Annotated in this window: 14 protein-coding genes; 9 read left to right on the forward strand and 5 right to left on the reverse strand. The window is 67.5% G+C overall.

Features of this window, described 5'->3' with window-relative positions:
* Positions 1-2: 2 nt before the first annotated feature.
* On the forward strand, positions 3-1,517 hold the full coding sequence (locus ORK51_RS02445; RefSeq protein ID WP_019186023.1) for an ATP-binding response regulator: 1,515 nt from the start codon (positions 3-5) through the stop codon (positions 1,515-1,517).
* On the opposite strand, the gene ORK51_RS02450 is transcribed toward ORK51_RS02445, so the two are convergent.
* Positions 1,518-2,252 carry a proteasome-type protease gene (locus ORK51_RS02450; protein WP_046274261.1) on the reverse strand — a complete coding sequence of 245 codons (735 nt, stop codon included), beginning with the start codon at positions 2,250-2,252 and terminating at the stop codon, positions 1,518-1,520.
* Between the two features lie 84 nt (positions 2,253-2,336).
* Here ORK51_RS02450 and folK point away from each other — a divergent pair, with 84 nt between their 5' ends.
* Complete coding sequence (gene folK / locus ORK51_RS02455) at positions 2,337-2,828, forward strand: 2-amino-4-hydroxy-6-hydroxymethyldihydropteridine diphosphokinase (protein WP_266083805.1); 492 nt, start codon at positions 2,337-2,339, stop codon at positions 2,826-2,828.
* Between the two features lie 31 nt (positions 2,829-2,859).
* On the opposite strand, the gene ORK51_RS02460 is transcribed toward folK, so the two are convergent.
* Positions 2,860-3,597 (reverse strand): pteridine reductase, encoded by a 738-nt coding sequence (locus ORK51_RS02460; protein WP_266083807.1) that lies wholly within the window; start codon positions 3,595-3,597, stop codon positions 2,860-2,862.
* Between the two features lie 56 nt (positions 3,598-3,653).
* Here ORK51_RS02460 and ORK51_RS02465 point away from each other — a divergent pair, with 56 nt between their 5' ends.
* Together ORK51_RS02465 and ORK51_RS02470 are read left to right on the forward strand one after the other, a co-directional pair.
* A complete protein-coding gene (locus tag ORK51_RS02465; RefSeq protein WP_070427469.1) occupies positions 3,654-4,838 on the forward strand; it encodes a class I SAM-dependent methyltransferase in 1,185 nt (394 codons plus the stop codon).
* 1 nt (position 4,839) lies between these two features.
* Positions 4,840-5,229, forward strand: a complete 390-nt coding sequence (locus tag ORK51_RS02470; protein ID WP_102789397.1) for a VanZ family protein — start codon at positions 4,840-4,842, stop codon at positions 5,227-5,229.
* Positions 5,230-5,367: 138 nt separating this feature from the next.
* Here ORK51_RS02470 and ORK51_RS02475 read toward each other — a convergent pair whose 3' ends face one another.
* The 3 genes from ORK51_RS02475 to ORK51_RS02485 form a co-directional block, all read right to left on the reverse strand.
* Entirely contained in the window at positions 5,368-7,704 is a 2,337-nt protein-coding gene (locus ORK51_RS02475; RefSeq protein WP_266083811.1) for a family 20 glycosylhydrolase, read from the reverse strand.
* A gap of 93 nt (positions 7,705-7,797) precedes the next feature.
* Positions 7,798-10,503, reverse strand: coding sequence for a TonB-dependent receptor (locus ORK51_RS02480; RefSeq protein ID WP_070425944.1), 2,706 nt, complete (start codon positions 10,501-10,503; stop codon positions 7,798-7,800).
* 155 nt (positions 10,504-10,658) lie between these two features.
* Positions 10,659-11,630 (reverse strand): glucokinase family protein, encoded by a 972-nt coding sequence (locus tag ORK51_RS02485; protein ID WP_266083856.1) that lies wholly within the window; start codon positions 11,628-11,630, stop codon positions 10,659-10,661.
* Positions 11,631-12,044: 414 nt separating this feature from the next.
* Here ORK51_RS02485 and ORK51_RS02490 point away from each other — a divergent pair, with 414 nt between their 5' ends.
* The 5 genes from ORK51_RS02490 to ORK51_RS02510 are packed head-to-tail and all read left to right on the forward strand — an operon-like array spanning position 12,045 to position 17,694.
* Positions 12,045-13,337, forward strand: coding sequence for a sugar MFS transporter (locus ORK51_RS02490; RefSeq protein WP_019186014.1), 1,293 nt, complete (start codon positions 12,045-12,047; stop codon positions 13,335-13,337).
* A gap of 42 nt (positions 13,338-13,379) precedes the next feature.
* Positions 13,380-14,447, forward strand: coding sequence for a LacI family DNA-binding transcriptional regulator (locus ORK51_RS02495; protein WP_019186013.1), 1,068 nt, complete (start codon positions 13,380-13,382; stop codon positions 14,445-14,447).
* 6 nt (positions 14,448-14,453) lie between these two features.
* Positions 14,454-15,482 carry an SIS domain-containing protein gene (locus ORK51_RS02500; RefSeq protein ID WP_070425943.1) on the forward strand — a complete coding sequence of 343 codons (1,029 nt, stop codon included), beginning with the start codon at positions 14,454-14,456 and terminating at the stop codon, positions 15,480-15,482.
* Positions 15,482-16,630, forward strand: a complete 1,149-nt coding sequence (nagA, locus tag ORK51_RS02505) for an N-acetylglucosamine-6-phosphate deacetylase (RefSeq protein ID WP_046274269.1) — start codon at positions 15,482-15,484, stop codon at positions 16,628-16,630. The genes ORK51_RS02500 and nagA overlap by 1 nt, the downstream gene beginning before the upstream one ends.
* Complete coding sequence (locus ORK51_RS02510; protein WP_266083817.1) at positions 16,627-17,694, forward strand: acyltransferase family protein; 1,068 nt, start codon at positions 16,627-16,629, stop codon at positions 17,692-17,694. Before nagA ends, ORK51_RS02510 begins: the two co-directional genes overlap by 4 nt.
* Positions 17,695-17,885 lie beyond the last annotated feature (191 nt).

Consider the following 17,885-nt stretch of genomic DNA (forward strand, 5'->3'; position numbering starts at 1 on the left):
CCATGCCGCTGACCGGCCCTGCGTTGGGTGCCCTGCGGATCCTGCTGATCGAGGATTCGCCGGAAGACGCCGAACTGATGTGCGAACAGATGCTCGACGCTGGCCTGGAAGCCAGCTTCGAGCGGGTGGAGAGCGCGCAGGAACTGCGTGAGGCGCTCGAGCGCGCCGCGCCGGACATCGTGCTCTCCGACCTGAGCATGCCCGGCTTCTCCGGCAACGAGGCGCTGCAGATCGTGCGCGCTGCCTTGCCCGAGGTTCCTTTCATCTTCGTGTCCGGCACGATGGGTGAGGAAAACGCCGTGGCGGCCCTGCACCAGGGCGCCAACGACTACATCATCAAGCACCAGCCGGCGCGCCTGCCCTCGGCGGTGGCCCGTGCGGTGCGCGAAGCGCGCAGCGCGATCGACCGCCAGCGCGTGGAAGCCGAGCTGATGCGTGCCCAGCGGCTGGAAAGCCTGTCGCTGCTGGCGGCCGGGCTCAGCCACGACCTGCGCAACATCCTGCAGCCGCTGCTGATCATGCCCGACCTGATGAAGGCGCGGACCGAAGACCCGCAGCTGCACCACCTGGCCGACATCATCGCCGAGTGCGGCCGGCGTGGTCATGAGATGGCCGAGTCGATGCTGTCCTTCGTGCGCGGGTCGCGCAAGCCCAGCGAACACATCTGCCTGGTCCACCTGTTCGAAGGCGTGGAGCTGCTCCTGCGCAGCAACCTGCCGGCCAAGGTCACCCTGCACCTGGAGGTGGCCGACGGCCTGGCGGTGGACGCCAACTACACCGAGTTGCAGCAGGTACTGCTCAACCTGTCCCTGAATGCCATCCAGGCCATGCCCAATGGCGGCCGTCTGACCCTGCGTGCCGCCCCTGCGGCCGATACCCATGGCGACGACTGGCTGCGCATCTCGGTGACCGACGAGGGCATCGGCATGGATGCGGACACGCTCTCGCACCTGTTCAATCCCTTCTTCACCACCAAGGCGACCGGCACCGGCCTGGGCCTGATCTCGTGCAAGCGCATCATCGAGGGCGCGCACGGCAGCATCCACGTCGACAGCCAGCCCGGTGTGGGCACGCGCTTCGATCTGCTGCTGCCGATGCGCGAGATCACCGACACCGCCGACGCCGTGGATGGGCCGATCGCCGCCGGTGCCGGCCAGTCGATCCTGGTCGTGGATGGTGAGGCGACGCGCCTGTCGCTGCTGGGCAACGCGCTCTCCAGCCAGGGTTACCACCTGCAGCTGGCCTCCGATGGCGCGGCCGCGCTGCGCTGGATGCAGCAGGAAAGCATGCCCGCGCTGGTGATCGCCGATGCCGGCTCCAAGCTGCTCTCGGCCAGCCACCTGCTGGGCGAGATGGCCACGCTGGGCTATCGCGGCCCGGCGCTGGTGCTGGAAGAGGCCGATGTGACCGTGCCGCTGGCGGTGTTCCCGCCCGGCATCAACGTGCACGTACTGCGCAAGCCGCTGGAAATGCAGCAGGTATTCCGTTCAGTGGCCGAGGCGCTGGAAACCGCCTGATCAGCCTTCCCACGGAAAGCGTGGGAGGCTGGCCACGGCCTGTTCGAGTTTGTACGACCAGTTGCCGTGGATCTCGGCATACAGCGGGCTGTCGCCGGCCAGGCGCATGCGCTGGGTGATGCGCAGGTCATCCTTGCGGATCAGCACCAGATCCACCGGCAGGCCCACCGAGAGATTGGACCGGATCGTGGAGTCCAGCGAGACGATGGCGGTGCGCGCGGCATCTTCCAGGCGGGTCTGAGGCCGCAGGATCCTGTCCAGGATCGGCTTGCCGTACTTGGATTCGCCGATCTGCAGGAACGGGGTTTCCGGCGAGGCCGCGATGGCGTTGCCGAGCGGATAGATCATGTACAGCCCGGGGTGCTCGCCGCCGATCTGGCCACCGAGGATCAGCGTCGCCTGGGTCACGATGCCGTCCTGGCCCGCCTCATGCGTGCTGGATTTGACCTGGCTGTCGAGCAGGACCCGGCCTACGTACTCGGCCACTTCGAACAGATGCCGGTAGGCGCGCAGGTTTTCCGGCCGCTGCTCTTCCACGTCACGGCGCAGCCGCGAGATCAGCAGCTGGGTGGTCGCCAGGTTGCCGGCGGCCATGATCACGAAGGCCGCCTCCCCGGGGAACTCGAATTCGTGCAGCTTGCGGTGCACGCGCACGTCGTCCAGCGACGCGTTGGTACGGGTATCGGCGGCGAAGACCAGGCCTTCGTCCACCTCGATGCCGACGCAATAGGTCATGTCGGTGTCCTATGATGTGCACCCCGATTCTATGCGCTGGCCCTGTTGGCCCGGTGTGGAATCGCCCCACGTACGCTGAATACCATGACCACTGCGCTCCTGAGCCTGGGCAGCAACCTGCAGCCGCAACAGCACCTTCACGCCGCGGTGGAGGCCCTGCGCGCGCGCTTCGGCACGATCGCGGTCTCACCGGCCTACCGCACCGCCGCGGTGGGCTTCGATGGTCCGGATTTCCTCAACAATGCGGTGGCGATCGAGACCGACCTGCCATTGCAGACGCTGGATGATTGGCTGCATGCGCTGGAAGACGCCCACGGGCGCGACCGCAGCGGCCCGCGCTTCAGCGACCGCACCCTGGACATCGATGTGGTGTTCTACGGCGACCTGATCGTGGAGGGCCCCGGCCATCTGCGCATTCCGCGCCCCGAACTCAAGCATGCTTTCGTGCTCAAGCCGCTGGCCGATATCGCGCCGGCGTTCCGCGATCCGGTCAGCGGGTTGAGCCTGGAGGCGCTGTGGCGTGCCCACCGGCAGTTCGGCGAGCGGTTCGACACGATGGACCTGCTGCCCGCGTAATCATGCACTACCGGGGCGGTCCAACGGGTGTTCAGGACAAGGTGCGCCCGCCATCCACGCGCAGGGTGTGCCCGGTCACGAACGCCGCATCCGTGGCCAGCCAGTACACCGCCTCGGCGATCTCCTCCACGGTGCCGGTGCGGGCCAGCGGGGTACGCGCCAGCAGCGCCTGCTGGGCGAAATCATCCTTGCCCTGTTCCGGCCACAGGATCGCCCCGGGCGCGACCGCGTTGACCCGTACCTTGGGCGCCAGTTCCAGCGCCAGCGAGCGGGTCACCATTTCCAGCGCCGCCTTGGCGGCCGCGTACACCGGGTGGTCGCGCATCGGCTGGGTGCCATGCAGATCGGTCAGGTTGACGATGCTGCCCTGCTGGCGGCGCAGCTGCGGCGCGGCCGCCTGGGCCAGCAGCAGCGGGGCACGCGCATTGACCGCGAACAGGTCATCCCACTGGGCGGCGGTGATCTGGCCAAGCAGGGTGGGGTAGAAGTTGGAGGCATTGTTGACCAGCGTGTCCAGCCGGCCGAACTGGGCCACGGTCTGGTCGATCAGATCGGGCAGGGCCTCGGCATCGCGCAGGTCGGCCTGCAGCGCCAGCACGCTGCCCGGGCGCAGCATGTCCATGTCGAAGGCCATCTGCTGCAGCTCGGTGGTGGAGGTGTGGGCGTGCAGCACCACCGACCAGCCACAGGCGTGGAACTGGCGGGCGATGGCCGCGCCGATCCGGCGCGCGCTGCCGGTGATCAGCGCCACGGGCGCGGTATCGGTCATCGGGGGTACTCCCTGCTCAGGCTATGCTGTGCATTGTCACCGCAATCGCCCGCGCCATGCATTCCCCACTGCCCCTCCCCGAAACCGACGCCCTGGCCCACAGCGACGAGCTGGCTGCGGCGCTGCGCGCTGAAATCCTTGCCAACGGCGGCGCGATGCCGTTCTCCCGCTTCATGGAGCTGAGCCTGTACGCGCCCGGTTGGGGCTACTACAGCGCCGGTGCCAGCAAGTTCGGGGCCGCCGGCGATTTCACCACCTCGCCGGAAATCGGCGCGCTGTTCGCCGCCACGCTGGCCAATGCGATCGCCCCGGTGATGCAGCAGCTCGGGCCGCAGGCGCGCTTCATGGAGGTCGGTGGCGGCAGCGGCGCGTTTGCCGAAGTGATGCTCAAGCGCATGCTGGAACTGGACGCGCTGCCCGAGCGCTACGCGATCCTGGAACCCAGCGCGGACCTGCGGCAGCGCCAGCGCGAGCGCCTGGAAAAGGCGTTGATTCCACCGGTGTTCGCCCTGGTGGAATGGCTGAACGGCCCGTTCGATGATGACTGGGACGGCATGGTCTTCGCCAACGAAGTGATCGATGCGCTGCCGACGCCGCGCTTCCTGGCGCGCGACGGCATGGTCTATGAAGAGACCGTCGAACTGGATGCCGACGGCGCCTTCGTGCGTGGCGCGCAGCCGGCCGATGCGATGCTCAGTGCCGCCGTCCGCCACGTCGAGCATTACCGCGAAAAGCCCTTCGCCGACGGCTACCGTTCCGAACTGCTGCCGCAACTGCCGTACTGGATCCAGGCCATTGCCGGCGGCTTGAAGCGCGGCGCGATGCTGTTCGTCGATTACGGCTACCCGCGCAACGAGTATTACCAGGACGACCGCGACGACGGCACCGTGCGCGCGTTCTACCGCCACCACGTGCACAACGACCTGTATCGCTGGCCGGGCCTGCAGGACCTCACCGCCTCGGTGGACTTCACCGCGCTGGCCGAAGCCGGTACGGGCGCCGGTTTCGAGCTGGCCGGTTACTGCACCCAGGCCAGTTTCCTGCTCGGCAACGGGCTGGATGCGCTGTTGGAAAAAGCCGATGCGCGCACCGACGAGATCGGCCGTGTGCGGCTGCGCGACCAGGTGAAAAAGCTGACGTTGCCGACCGGGATGGGCGAGCGCTTCCAGGTCATGGGCTTCCAGCGCGATGTCGATTTCGAACCGGCGTTCGCGCTCGGCGATCTGACCTGGCGCCTGTAACGTGGCTGCCACGAACCTGTTGAAGCCGCTGCGCTGGCCGCGGTTCTGGCTGGCGCTGTGGTGGGGGGCGGTGTTGGGCACGATCGTGGTCTGCCTGATCCCGCCGCCGCCGCTCACGTTGCCGGAGAACAGCGACAAGATCGAACACTTCCTCGCGTACTTCCTGCTGGCCTCGTCGGCAGTGCAGATCTACCAGCGACGCGCGGCCCTGATCTGGGCCGCGGTCGGCCTGGTCGCGCTGGGTATTGGCATCGAATTCGCGCAGGGCGCCTTGACCGTCAACCGCATGGCCGACCCGATGGATGCGCTCGCCAACAGCGTTGGCGTGCTGGCCGGCATGGCGATCGTGTTGACCCCGTTGCGCGACCTGCTGGTACGCCTGCGCGGGTAATGCGGCACCGGTACTGCCGCCCGGGCGACGCATGACGGGTAGTGCCGGCCGCTGGCCGGCAACCTGGCGAATGCCGGATTCATGAGGTGCCGGCCAGCGGCCGGCACGACCTCTTCCGTCCCGCCTGCGGCTGCGGCGTCACCGCGGCAGCAAGGTCATCTCATCCAGCACCCACATCGTCGGCCGGGTATCGCCGGTGAAGCGCACGCACAGGTTCTGCGTGCCCTTCAGCGACCGCGGCAATGCAGCCTCCAGGGTGATGAAGCCATCGGCGCCCGGGGCGGCCGGCAGCGTCACGCTGGCCAGCGGCTTGCCATCGCACTGCCCGCCGAGGATGTCCATCTCCCCGTGTGCGCTGCGCTTGGGCGCGAAGCGCCGGTTCGGCTCATCGTGGGCCAGCTGGAAGTAGTACGGAATCTGTCCGGCACGCACGCGCAGCTTGGCGATGCCGTCCACGTCTGCATCCTTCCACAGCCAGCACGGGTTGAAGATGTCCACGTTGAAGATCGCCCGCTCGCCCTCGGCCGGGCCGTCGTCTTCCAGGCGCAGCAGCAGCTGGCCTTCGCCCGGGCACTGCGCGAGCTGCTCGTCGGTGCGCGACAGCAGCGAGGTAGCGGTGATGTCGAAGCGGCTGGCCGCCTTGGCCAGTGCCTGGCCATTGAAGAACGTGGCCGCCTGCAGCGCCACCGGCAGCGGCTGCTGCAGCGGGGCGGTGTAGCGCGGTGAGCGGGCGGTGACCGCGCTGCCGTCCACGCTGTAGTGGATGTCGTAGCCGAGGGGGCTGCGCAGGGCCAGCGTCGCGGTGCCGGCGCGACGGTCATCGCGGCTGTCCAGCTCCACCTGGAACGGGGTCTGTGCGTACGCAATGCCCATGGCCTGGTATCGCTGCAGCTGCGCCGGCAGGCGCGCCAGGAAATCGGCGTAGTCGCGTCGTTCGCGCGGCGACCAGCCGGTCTCGGCCACGGCGGCCAGGCGCGGGAACAGGTTGTGCTGCAGGCGGGCGTAGCTGCGGGTGTGCTCGGTGAACATGTTGGCCTGCAGGCCGAGGATGTGGTGCTGCTTGTCCTTGGCCAGTGCATCGGGCACCGGCTCGAAGCCGTACACGCGCGCCAGCGGAATCGTCGCCGGGCGGCCCGGCGGCTCGTTCGGCGAGTTGGTCTGCAGGTAATCCATGTACATGTCCGTCACCGGCGACATCACCACGTCATGGCCCTCGCTGGCCGCCTTGAGGCCGCCTTCGGTGCCGCGCCAGGACATCACCGTGGCCTCCGGCGGCAAACCGCCCTCAAGGATCTCGTCCCAACCGATCAGCCGCCTGTCGTGCTTTTCCAGGAAGGTCTCCAGGCGTTTGATGATGTGGCTCTGCATCTCCATCTCATCACCGGCGCCCAGCTCGCGCATGCGCGCCTGCACCCGCGCGGAGGCTTCCCACTGGTCCTTGACCGCTTCGTCGCCGCCCACGTGAACGTACTTGGCCGGGAACAGCGCGATGACCTCTTCCAGCACGTTCTCGAGAAACGCGAAGGTACTGTCTTCGGTGTTGAACAGGTTCGGGAACACGCCCCATTCGCTCAACGGCCTGAGCGGCGTGTCGAGGGTGCCAAGCTCGGGATAGGCCGCGATCGCCGCGGTCGCGTGGCCCGGGACGTCGATCTCCGGAATGACCTGGATGTGGCGCTCAGCCGCATACGCGATCACCTCGCGGATCTGCGCCTGCGTGTAGAAGCCGCAGTACGGGCGCTCGGCGCCGGTGACCGGATCGTGGCCGCCATCGCCGGCCGGAATGCGGCAGCTGCCGACCCCGGTCAGCTTCGGGTAGCGCTTGATCTCCATGCGCCAGCCCTGGTCATCGGTGAGATGCCAATGGAAGGTGTTGAGCTTCTGCTCGGCCATCGCATCGAGGACCTGCTTGATCTCATCCAGGCTCTGGAAATGGCGGGCCGAATCGAGCATCAGGCCGCGCCAGCTGAAACGGGGGGCATCGTCGATGCGCAGCGCCGGGAGTTGCCCCTGGCTGCCACCGGTGAGCAGCTGCGAGAGCGTGGCCGCACCGTAGAACAGTCCGGCTTCGGTTGCGGCCTGCACCGTTGCGCCGCGCGCGTCCGAACGCAGCTGATAGCCTTCGGCGCCGGTCTTGAGCGTGGCGTCGAGTACGAAGCGGATGCCGTCCTTGCCGCGTCCTTCGCTGACCGTCACCGCCGGGCCACCGCTGTTGCGCAGCAGGGTGGCGAACTGGGCAGCAACGCGGCCGGCGGCCTGACCCTGCGCATGCACCGGGGTGGCCGCGCTCACCGTATAGCCGGCGCCGTCGAGGCGGTCGACCCTGGCCGGTGCGGGAATCAGCATCAGCGAGCCGGGCAGGGCCTGCGGGCCGTTCGGTGCCTGTGCGTCGGTGGCCTGGGCCAGCGGGGCGAGGGAAAGTGCCAGTGCGAAAGACAGCAGCGACAGCGAGGTACGACGGGTGCGGGTGTGCATCGGGTCATTCCTTTGTAGCGAATCGGGTTCCACCTGTGAAACGGGCCCGGAAATCCGGGCCCGTTTCAGGTGTTCAGCGTGTTACCGCGGCGATCAGTACTTGAAGCGGAAGTTCAGATAGTACTGGCGGCCGTTGGAGTAGAACGAGGTCGGAATCAACGCGCTCTGGTAGTACTTGTAGGTCGGGTTGTTGAGGTTCAGGCCATCCAGGCTGATGCTCAGCCAATCCGTCGCCTTGTAGCTGAGCGACGCCGACAGCGTGCCGAAGTCATCCTGGTAGTACGGGTTGGTACCGGACAGGCTGATCAGGAACGAAGAGCGGCGGGTGTAGCTGACGCGGGCGCCGAAGCGCTCGTTCTCGAAGTAGGCACCCACGTTGTAGGTGTTCTTCGACGTGCCCAGCAGGTTGTTGGTGCCATCGGCCCAGGTGTGGTCGGTCTTGCCGTTGGCGTAGGTGTAGTTGGCATTGACGCCGAAGTACTCGCCGATCGGCTGCTCGTAAGCCACTTCCACGCCGGTGACCTGCCCGTCGGCATTGATCGGGGTGGAGATGTCGTAGGTTTCAAGCCGGTTGGTCAGTTCGCTGAACAGCTGGCGCTGGACCACGTCGAAGGCGATGTAGTCCTTCAGGCGCATATGGTACGCGCCCACCGACACCAGGCCGCGCGGCATGAAGTACCACTCCAGGTTGGCGTCCAGGTTGCTGGACAGGGTCGGCTTCAGGTCGGGGTTGCCGCCACCGCCGGTCTTGTTCAGATCCGAACCCCACGAGGACGCACCCAGTGCCGAGTAGTCCGGCAGCGTCTGGGTCTGCGATGCGGCCACGCGCAGCACGAGGTCGTCGTCCAGGTCGAACTTGATGTTGGCGCTGGGCAGCACGCGGTCGTGCTTGTTCTCGAAGGCCTGGCGCTGCCACATGCCGAACAGGCTGCGCACGTCGGCGCGGGCCGGGTCGCTGACGGCCAGGTAGGTATCGATGTCCTGCTTGATGTTGACGTAGCGCAGGCCGAGGTTGCCGCTCCACCAGTCACCGGCGAAGTTGGCCTGCACGTAACCGGCGAAGTTCTTTTCCTTCACCTTCCACTCGGCGCCGTAGTTGTGGCGGCCGTCGGGACCGTCATTGCCGGCCAGCCAGGTCGAGTTGTTGATGATGGCGTTCTTCAGCGCATCCGGGGTGTAATACCAGATGTTGCGCGGGAAGGTGCCGCCCACGCCGCTGGCGAAGTTGCCCGGGTACTGCCCGGTGGCGCTGCCGCGCAGCGCCGACCAGATGTCGCCCGGGGAGGCGCCTTCCGGCGACAGGGCCTCACGTTCGTGGTCGGCGAAACGCAGGCCGAAGTCGATCGAGCTCAGCGCGCCGCCGTCGCTGAAGTACTGATTGAAATCCACCGACGCCCAGTCTTCCTTGTCTTCGGCCTTGACCAGCTGGTTGCCCCAGGTGCCGAAGCTGGTGACGCCTGCTTCGCTCAGGTCGCCGCCGATGTTCCAGTCGACCGGGGAGCCGGCGCCGTGGCTGGCGTAGGACGCGCCGCCACCCTGGCCGACGGTGACTTCGGCGATGAACTGGCGCGGGGTTTCGCCGGTGCCCTTGGTGGTGCCGGCCTGGAACTTTGCGTTCAGGTTGTCGTTGATCTGCCAGTCCGCGTCGAAGGTGACGTAGCTGCTCTTGGCGGTGGCCTCGCGGTAGATCATGTCGTACACGCCGTAGTTCGTTCCGGGAACGCCGGTGTACGTCGCGTTGGTGATCACGCCATCGACCACGGTGTAACCCGGATCGGGGGCCTGGCTCCGGCCGAAGCCGCTGCCGAACATCATGAAGTTGCGGTTGTAGTTGTTCGCTTCCAGTTCGGAGGTGAAGCCGCTCAGGCCCAGGGTCAGCGTGTCGATCGGCTTCCACTGCAGGGTGACCATGCCACCCTTGCGCTTGCGGGTCTGCTCGAACAGGGTCGAACCCAGCAGGCCGGGAATGGACAGGCCTTCCAGGTCCGGGCGCGGCGCCTGCAGGAACTGGCCCGGATTGGCCGGGTCGGGGATGCCGGCCACGACCGGATCGGTTGCCTTGAGTGCGAAGAAGCCGCCGGGGATTTCCTGCGCTTCACGGCGCAGTTCGCGCTCCTGGTAGAAGCCCTGCACCAGCACACCGAACGTGTTGGCGTCATTCTTGTAGTTGAACAGCGCCGAGTACTGCGGATCGGTCGAGTCGGCCTGGTCCGAACGCACGGCGCCCACCGATGCCTCGGCCGTGAACTGCTTGGCGAACTGCAGCGGGGTACGGGTGATGATGTTGACGGTGCCGGTGGTACCGCCGTCCTGCAGCTTGGCCTGCGAGGACTTGTTTACTTCCACCGAGCTGACCAGCTCGGACGGCAGCAACGAATAGCTCACGCTGCGGCCGACGTTGTTGCCCTGGCTGAGCACGAACCAGTCGGCCGAGCCGACGCTGTGGCCGTTGATGAGGGTCTGGGTCAGGCTCGGGCTGGTGCCGCGCAGGCTGACACGGTCGGCTTCATCGAAGCCGCCTTCGTCGGCGCTTGACGAGCTGATGTTCACACCGGGCAGGCGCTGCAGGGTGTCGGCGACGTTGTGTGCGGGCAGCTTGCCCACGTCTTCGGCGGTGACCACTTCCAGGCGCGCATTGGCATCGCGCTTGGTATCCAGCGACTTTTCCATCGAGCCACGGATGCCGGTGACCTGCACGGTGTCCAGATCGGTGGCGGTGGGGGCGGCTTGCTGCGCGTGGGCGCTGAAGGCCAGGCAGCTGACGATGGCTGCGGAAAGCAGGGTCTTGCGGGTGTTCATGATGTCTCTCCTCATCACTCGATGGTCGCCGGCGACGGCGTCGGTTTGCTTGCGTCTGGTACGACTGTGCCGCGCGCCTGTTGTCCGGGTGCGCCTTGGGTGCTACGTACTGCGTGGTGCGGTGTCCGCGGCGCCGATTCCGGCGCCGTGGCAGGTCAGGTTTCCGAGCGGCCGAGGTACCAGCTGGCGGCGCCGATGACGCCCAGCTGCCCGTGCTCGACCACTTTCACGGGAATACGTTCCAGTGCCTCGCGCATCGGCCCCTTGTTGAGGTACCGCTCGACGAAGGTGCTGTTCAACAGGAAGTCGCGGATCTGCGGCAGGATGCCGCCGGCCAGGTAGACACCGCCGGTGACGCCGTACTGCAGCGCCATGTCGCCGATCGTGCTGCCGAGCAGGCCGCAGAACACATCCAGGCTCTGCCGTGCGAGCGGATCCTGGTCGGCCATCGCAGCAGCGGTGATCGCATCCGGGGTCATCAGCGCGGGGGTCTGGCCGTTCAATGCGCACAGCGCGCGGTACAGGTTCATCAGGCCGGGGCCGGACAGCGCCTGCTCGACCGAGACGTGCGAGCGATCGCGCAGCATCTGCCGCACGATCGCCATCTCCAGTTCGGTGGTGGTGGCCAGGGTCGGCTGGCCGGCTTCGGTCGCCAGGACCACGGCGCCGTGGGCGGTCGGGATCCACACGGCCGCGCCGAGGCCGGTACCGGGGCCGACCACCAGGGTCGGGCCGCGCGGTGCGGTGGCCGGGCCCGTCAGCTGCAGCACGCCGCTGGCATCGACCTGCGCGGCGGCGTAGGCCACGGCCTCGAAGTCGTTGACGATGTAGACCTGGTCCAGGCCGACATCACGTTCGATCTGACGTGCCGACAGTGGCCAGGGCAGGTTGGCGGTGATCACCGTGCCGTCTTCGCGGGCATAGCCGGCGGTGGCGACCACGCAATGGGACGGACGCGGGCCATCGGCCAGGAAGTCGGACAGGATCGCGCTGAGGCCGGCGTAATCGGCATTGCGGAATTTGCGGTAGTCCAGCAGCTGGACCGGATGGGCCGGATCGGCACTGGCCTGGACCCGGCCAACCCGCACATGCGTGCCACCCACGTCGGCGGCCAGGAACGGTGGCATCGCGGCGGGCGGGGCATGGGCCGGAACAGCGTGGGCGGCTATGGTCACACGGACTCCATCGGTTGGGCGTGGCCAGGGCTGACCCGGCGATTGAGGCGGAGTCTGTAATCGTTCTGACAACGATGTCAACGATAACCTCACACTTTCGATGCTGCGCCGCAACGCGGGTTTGCGCGGGAAAACGTTTTCATCACACTGCCGTCATGTTTTCGCAAACTGCCGTGAATAGGGCCTCGGCTCCGGTAATGGCCAGCGCTGCCGCCAGATTGCGCAGGTGCAGCAAAAGAAAATGCGCGGTCCCGGCGTGAACCAGTTGTTGACAAACCCGGCGGCGGCAACGAATAAATGTGACAACGTTGTTCCCAGCCACTCTTCCGACGCCGCTCCGGTGCCGTCGATGCAGGAGCCTCCTTGATGTCTGCCGTGCCTGCTGCCTCCGCGCGTTCGAGCGTGCTTACCTCGATCCTGATCATCGGCGTGCTGTTCTTCCTGATCGGCTTCTTCACCTGGCTCAACGGGCCGTTGATCACCTTCGTCAAGCTGGCCTTCGAGCTGGACGAGGTCGGCGCCTTCCTGGTGCTGATGGTCTTCTACCTGTCGTACTTCTTCCTGGCGCTGCCGGCCTCGTGGATCCTCAAGCGCACCGGCATGAAGAAGGGCCTGAGCCTGAGCCTGCTGGTGATGGCGGCCGGCGCGGTGGTGTTCGCCCACTTCGCGCAGCAGCGCTGGTATCCAGGCGCACTCAGCGGCCTGTTCGTCATCGGCAGTGGCCTGGCCCTGCTGCAGACGGCGGTCAATCCGTACATCAGCATCCTTGGCCCGATCGAGACCGCGGCCCGGCGCATCGCGCTGATGGGTATCTGCAACAAGATCGCCGGCATGCTCGCGCCGGTGCTGATCGGTACGCTGGTGCTGCATGGCATCGGCGATCTGGATGCCCAGGTGAAGGTCGCCGACGCAGCGGCCAAGACCGTCCTGCTCAACGACTTCGCCGCCAAGATCCAGCTGCCGTACATGGCCATGGCCGGGCTGCTGGTGGTGCTGGCGGTGGGCGTGCTGTTTTCGCCGCTGCCCGAGTTGAAGACCTCCGAAGCCAACGCCACGCCGGCCCGCGCGCCGGGGGTGGCCGAGCGCACCAGCATCTTCCAGTTCCCGCACCTGTGGCTGGGCGTGCTGTGCCTGTTCGTCTATGTCGGCGTGGAAGTGATGGCCGGCGATGCGATCGGCACTTACGGCCATGGCTTCGACCTGCCGCTGGACCAGACCAAGATGTTCACCTCGATCACCCTGGGCGCGATGCTCATCGGTTATCTGGCCGGCCTGGCGCTGATTCCGCACCTGGTGTCGCAGTCGCGCTACCTGAGCATTTCCGCCGTGCTCGGCGTGGTGTTCTGCATCGGCGCGCTGTTCACCCACGGCTACGTGTCGGTGGGCTTCGTGGCGGCCCTGGGCTTTGCCAACGCGATGATGTGGCCGGCCATCTTCCCGCTGGCGATCCGCGGCCTGGGCCGTTTCACCGAGACCGGCTCGGCCCTGCTGGTGATGGCCATTGCCGGTGGCGCGATCATTCCCCAGCTGTTTGCCGTGCTCAAGCAGCACTTCGACTTCCAGTGGGTATTCGCCGGCCTGATGGTGCCCTGCTACCTGTACATCCTGTTCTATTCGATGCGCGGCCACCGCGTCGGGCTGTCCCGCGACGGGCAGTGATCGGCGATCATGGACGCTCAACCGGTCAGCCAGGAAAAAACGATGCGCAGAGCGACCATCAAGGATGTCGCCGAACGGGCCAAGGTATCGCTGAAGACGGTCTCGCGGGTGATCAACAACGAGCCCTCGGTGATGCAGGCCACCCGCGCCCGGGTGCTGCGCGCGATCGCCGAGCTGGATTACGAGCCCGATCCGGCCGCGCGCAACCTGCGCACCGGCACCACGCTGGTGGTCGGGCTGGTCTACGACAACCCCAACCCGTACCACATCATCGGCGTGCAGAACGGCGTGCTCGCCGCGTGCCGTGAAACCGGGTTCGGGCTGCAGATCCACCCCTGCGACTCCAGCTCGCCGATGCTGGCCGAAGAGCTGGCCGACTGGGTGCAGCGCTCGCGCCTTGCCGGGCTGGTGCTGACCGCGCCGATGTCCGAGCGCAAGGATCTGGTGGCTGCGCTCACCGCGCGCGGGATCAAGCTGGTGCGCATCATCGCCGCCACCGCCGATCCCGAAGATGGTGCCTGCGTGTTCGTTGACGACCGCGAGGCCGCCTATGAAATCACCGAGCACCTGATCCAGCTCGGTCACCAGCGCATCGGTTTCCTCTGGGGCGGCACTTCGCACCGCTCCAGTGGCGAGCGCTATGCCGGCTATGAAGCGGCGCTGCGCGATTACGGCATGACCATCGACAAGCACCTGGTGGTGCAGGGCGATTACACCTTCGATGACGGCTTCCGTGGGGCGCGCCGCCTGCTGGCGCTGCGCGAACCGCCCACCGCCATCTTCGGCTCCAACGATGAAATCGCCGCCGGCGTGCTGGCCGCCGCCAAGTCCACCGGCATGAACGTGCCCTACGACCTGTCCATCGCCGGCTTCGAGGACAGTCCGTTCTCGCGCCAGTCCTGGCCGCCGCTGACCACCGCCAAGCAGGCCACCGAAGACATCGCCCGGCATGCCGCGCGCCTGCTGATCGCGCAGTTGCGCAGCGATGCCTACGACGACGCGCCACTGCAGCTGCAGAACCAGGGCTTCGTGCCGCAGCTGGTGGTGCGCGGCTCCACCGCGCCGATGCGCCCGCAGGGTGCACGGCTTCCCTCTCCTGAAACGACCTGAGTCCCCATGTCCCTGCCTGCTCCCCACGACACCCTGATGTACCGCGAAGCCGCCGAGGCTGCCGATGTGATCGCCGCGCAGTTCGCACGCAACCAGGTGGCCGTGGAGACGCTGGCCGCCAGCCTGCGCGCGGCGCCGCCGCCGTTCGTGGTGACCTGCGCACGTGGCAGCTCCGACCACGCCGCCACCTACGCCAAGTACCTGCTGGAAACGCGCCTCGGGCTGGTGACCGCTTCGGCGTCGCCGTCGGTCGGCTCGGTCTACGAAGCGCCGTTGAAGCTGCGCGGCGCGCTGTACATCGTGATTTCGCAGTCGGGCAAGAGCCCGGACCTGTTGCGCAATGCCGAAGCCGCACGTGCGGCCGGCGCGCGCGTGGTGGCACTGGTCAATGTCGAAGATTCGCCGCTGGCGCAGCTGGCCGAGACGGTGATCCCGCTGGGCGCCGGTGCCGAGCGCAGCGTGGCAGCGACCAAGAGCTACCTGGCCTCGCTGTCGGCCATTCTGCAACTGGTCGCGTACTGGACCCAGGACGTGGGCTTGATCGCTTCGCTGCGTGCGCTGCCCGATGCCCTGCGCGAGGCCTGGAACACCGATTGGTCGTCGCTGACCGAGGGCCTGGTGCCGGCCCACAATCTGTTCGTGCTGGGGCGTGGCCTGGGCCTGGCCGCCGCGCAGGAAGCAGCGCTGAAGTTCAAGGAAACCTGCGGCCTGCACGCCGAGGCCTACAGCTCGGCCGAGGTCAAGCACGGGCCGATGGCGCTGGTCGGCCCGGGCTTCCCGGTGCTGGCCTTTGCCCAGCCGGATGAAACCGGCGCCGGTACCCGCGCGGTGCTGAGCGAGTTCGCTGCGCGCGATGCGCAGGTGTGGCTGGCCGATGTCGGCGGCGATCTGCCGCTGCCGGTCGCCCCGCACCCGGCGTGCGCGCCACTGCTGACCATCCAGAGCTTTTACCGCGCGATCAACGCGCTGGCGCTGCGCCGCGGCCACAACCCCGACCTGCCGCCGCATCTGAACAAGGTGACGGAAACCGTCTGATGAAAACTGTCCTGCGCAACGCCCGCATCCTGGCCGGCGACGACTTCCGCGACGACCTGGCCGTGGTGATCGAAAGTGGCAGGATCACCGCACTGGTATCCGATGCCGCCCCGATGCTCGGGCAGGCCGACGAGCAGGTGGACCTGGGCGGTGGCTGGCTGCTGCCAGGCTTCATCGATGCCCAGGTCAACGGCGGCGGCGGCGTGCTGTTCAACAACAGCCCCGATGTCGCCACGTTGCGCACGCTGGCCCAGGCGCACCGCCGTTTCGGCACCACCGGCCTTCTGCCGACCCTGATCAGCGACGATGTGCAGGTGATGCGTGCGGCGATCGCTGCGACCCGCCAAGCCATCAGCGAAGGCGTACCGGGCGTGCTCGGTATCCATCTGGAAGGCCCGTACATCGCGCCGGCCCGCAAGGGCACGCACGATGCGAACAAGTTCCGCGTGCCCGATGCTGCGGAGATCGCGCTGGCCGCCTCGCTGGACAACGGCGTCACCCTGCTGACGCTGGCACCCGAGCGCGTGCCGCTGGAGAGCATCCGCGCGCTGGTCGAGCGTGGCGTGGTCGTGGCGGCCGGCCACACCGCGGCCAGTTACGAAGAAGCGCGTGCGGGCCTGGAGGCCGGCATCCGTGGGTTCACCCATCTGTACAACGCGATGTCACCGCTGACCGGTCGCGAGCCGGGCGCGGTGGGTGCGGCACTGGAAGATCGCGACAGCTGGGTCGGCATCATCGCCGACGGCGTGCACGTGCACCCGGCCAGCCTGCGCGTGGCGCTGGCGACCAAGCCCCGCGGCAAGGTCATGCTGGTCACCGATGCGATGCCGCCGGTGGGTGCGGAAGACCCGAGCTACGAACTGTATGGCGAGGTCATCACCGCCATCGACGGCGTGGTGCGCAATGCGGCCGGCTCGCTGGCCGGCTCGGCGCTGGACATGGCCACGGCGGTGCGCAACAGCGTGCAGTTGCTGGGCGTGTCGCTGGCGGAAGCCGCGCGCATGGCCTCGACCTATCCCGCGCAGTTCCTGAATCTGGATGACCGCTACGGGCACATCGCCGAGGGTCATCACGCCGATCTGGTCCTGCTCGATGATGCCCTGCAGGTGCGCAGCACCTGGATCGCCGGGCAGCGCGAAGACGCATGAGTGCCGCGCCGCCGGGACGGATGGGCTCGATCGACGCGCTGCGCGGCCTGACCGTCGCAGCGATGCTGCTGGTCAACAACCCCGGTGACTGGAGCCACGTCTACGCGCCGCTGCTGCATGCGCAGTGGCATGGCTTCACCCCGACCGACCTGATCTTCCCGTTGTTCCTGTTCATCGCCGGCGTCTCGATGGCCTTCAGCCTGGCGCCACGCGCGACCAACCCGGCCGCGCGCCCGGCGCTGGTGCGTGGCGTGCTGCAGCGCGCGCTGCGCATCCTGATCGCCGGGGCGTTGCTGCACCTGCTGGCGTGGTGGCTGTTCGAGCTGCCGGCGTATCGCCTGTGGGGTGTGCTGCAGCGGATCGCCCTGTGCGTGGCCGTGGTCGGCGTGCTGGCCATCGGCACCCGCGCACGCACGCAGTGGATCGTGCTGCTGGGCGTGTTGGCGGGCTATGCACTGGTCCTGCTGGGAGCCGGGTCGCTGGCCCCGTGGCAGAACCCGGCCAGTCGCCTGGATACCGTGCTGTTCGCACCGTTCCTGTACCGGTACGACCCGCTGACCGGCCTGGGCCATGATCCCGAGGGGCTGCTCAGCAGCGCAGGGGCGATCGCCACCACCTTGCTGGGGTTGATCGCGGGGGGCTGGCTGCGCGCCGGCAGGCTGCGCGCGCTGGGCGGCCTGGCGCTGGCCTGCCTGCTGCTGGGCCTGCTCTGCACCCCGTTGCTGCCGTTGAACAAGCAGTTGTGGACCCCCAGCTTCGTGCTGTGGAGCGGTGGGCTGTCGGTGGCGGCATTGCTGCTGGCGCATCAACTGGTCGATCGTGCCGGCCTGCCGGCACTGGGCCGGCGCTTCGGTGTCAACGCCATCGCCGCCTACGTCGGGTCCTCGGTGATGGCCCTGCTGCTGATCGCCAGCGGGGCATGGGCGTGGTTGTACCAGGGCATTTCGGCGCTGCTGCCGGCCGCACCCGCGCTGGCCTCGCTGCTGTGCGCGCTGTTGTTCGTGACGGTGTGGTGGTTCGTGGTGTGGGCATTGGACAGCCGCCGCATCTACCTGAAAATCTAGCGCCGACGCTCACCTTTTACCCGGCCATCACGTTGCAGCAGTAAGAGTACGGTCGCCGGTCTGCGTAGAAGCACTGGGCCGTTGCCTTACTCCCCTCTTGTTGAACAGGAAAGGTGTATGCGCCCCATGCCCGCTTCGCCGTCACGCACTGTGCTGGCCGTCCGTATTTCTCAGTGGTTGCGCCGAGGCTG

Origin of the sequence: Stenotrophomonas sp. RIT-551, assembly GCF_026241915.1 — a bacterium.
In the GTDB taxonomy this organism is placed as follows: domain Bacteria; phylum Pseudomonadota; class Gammaproteobacteria; order Xanthomonadales; family Xanthomonadaceae; genus Stenotrophomonas; species Stenotrophomonas bentonitica_A.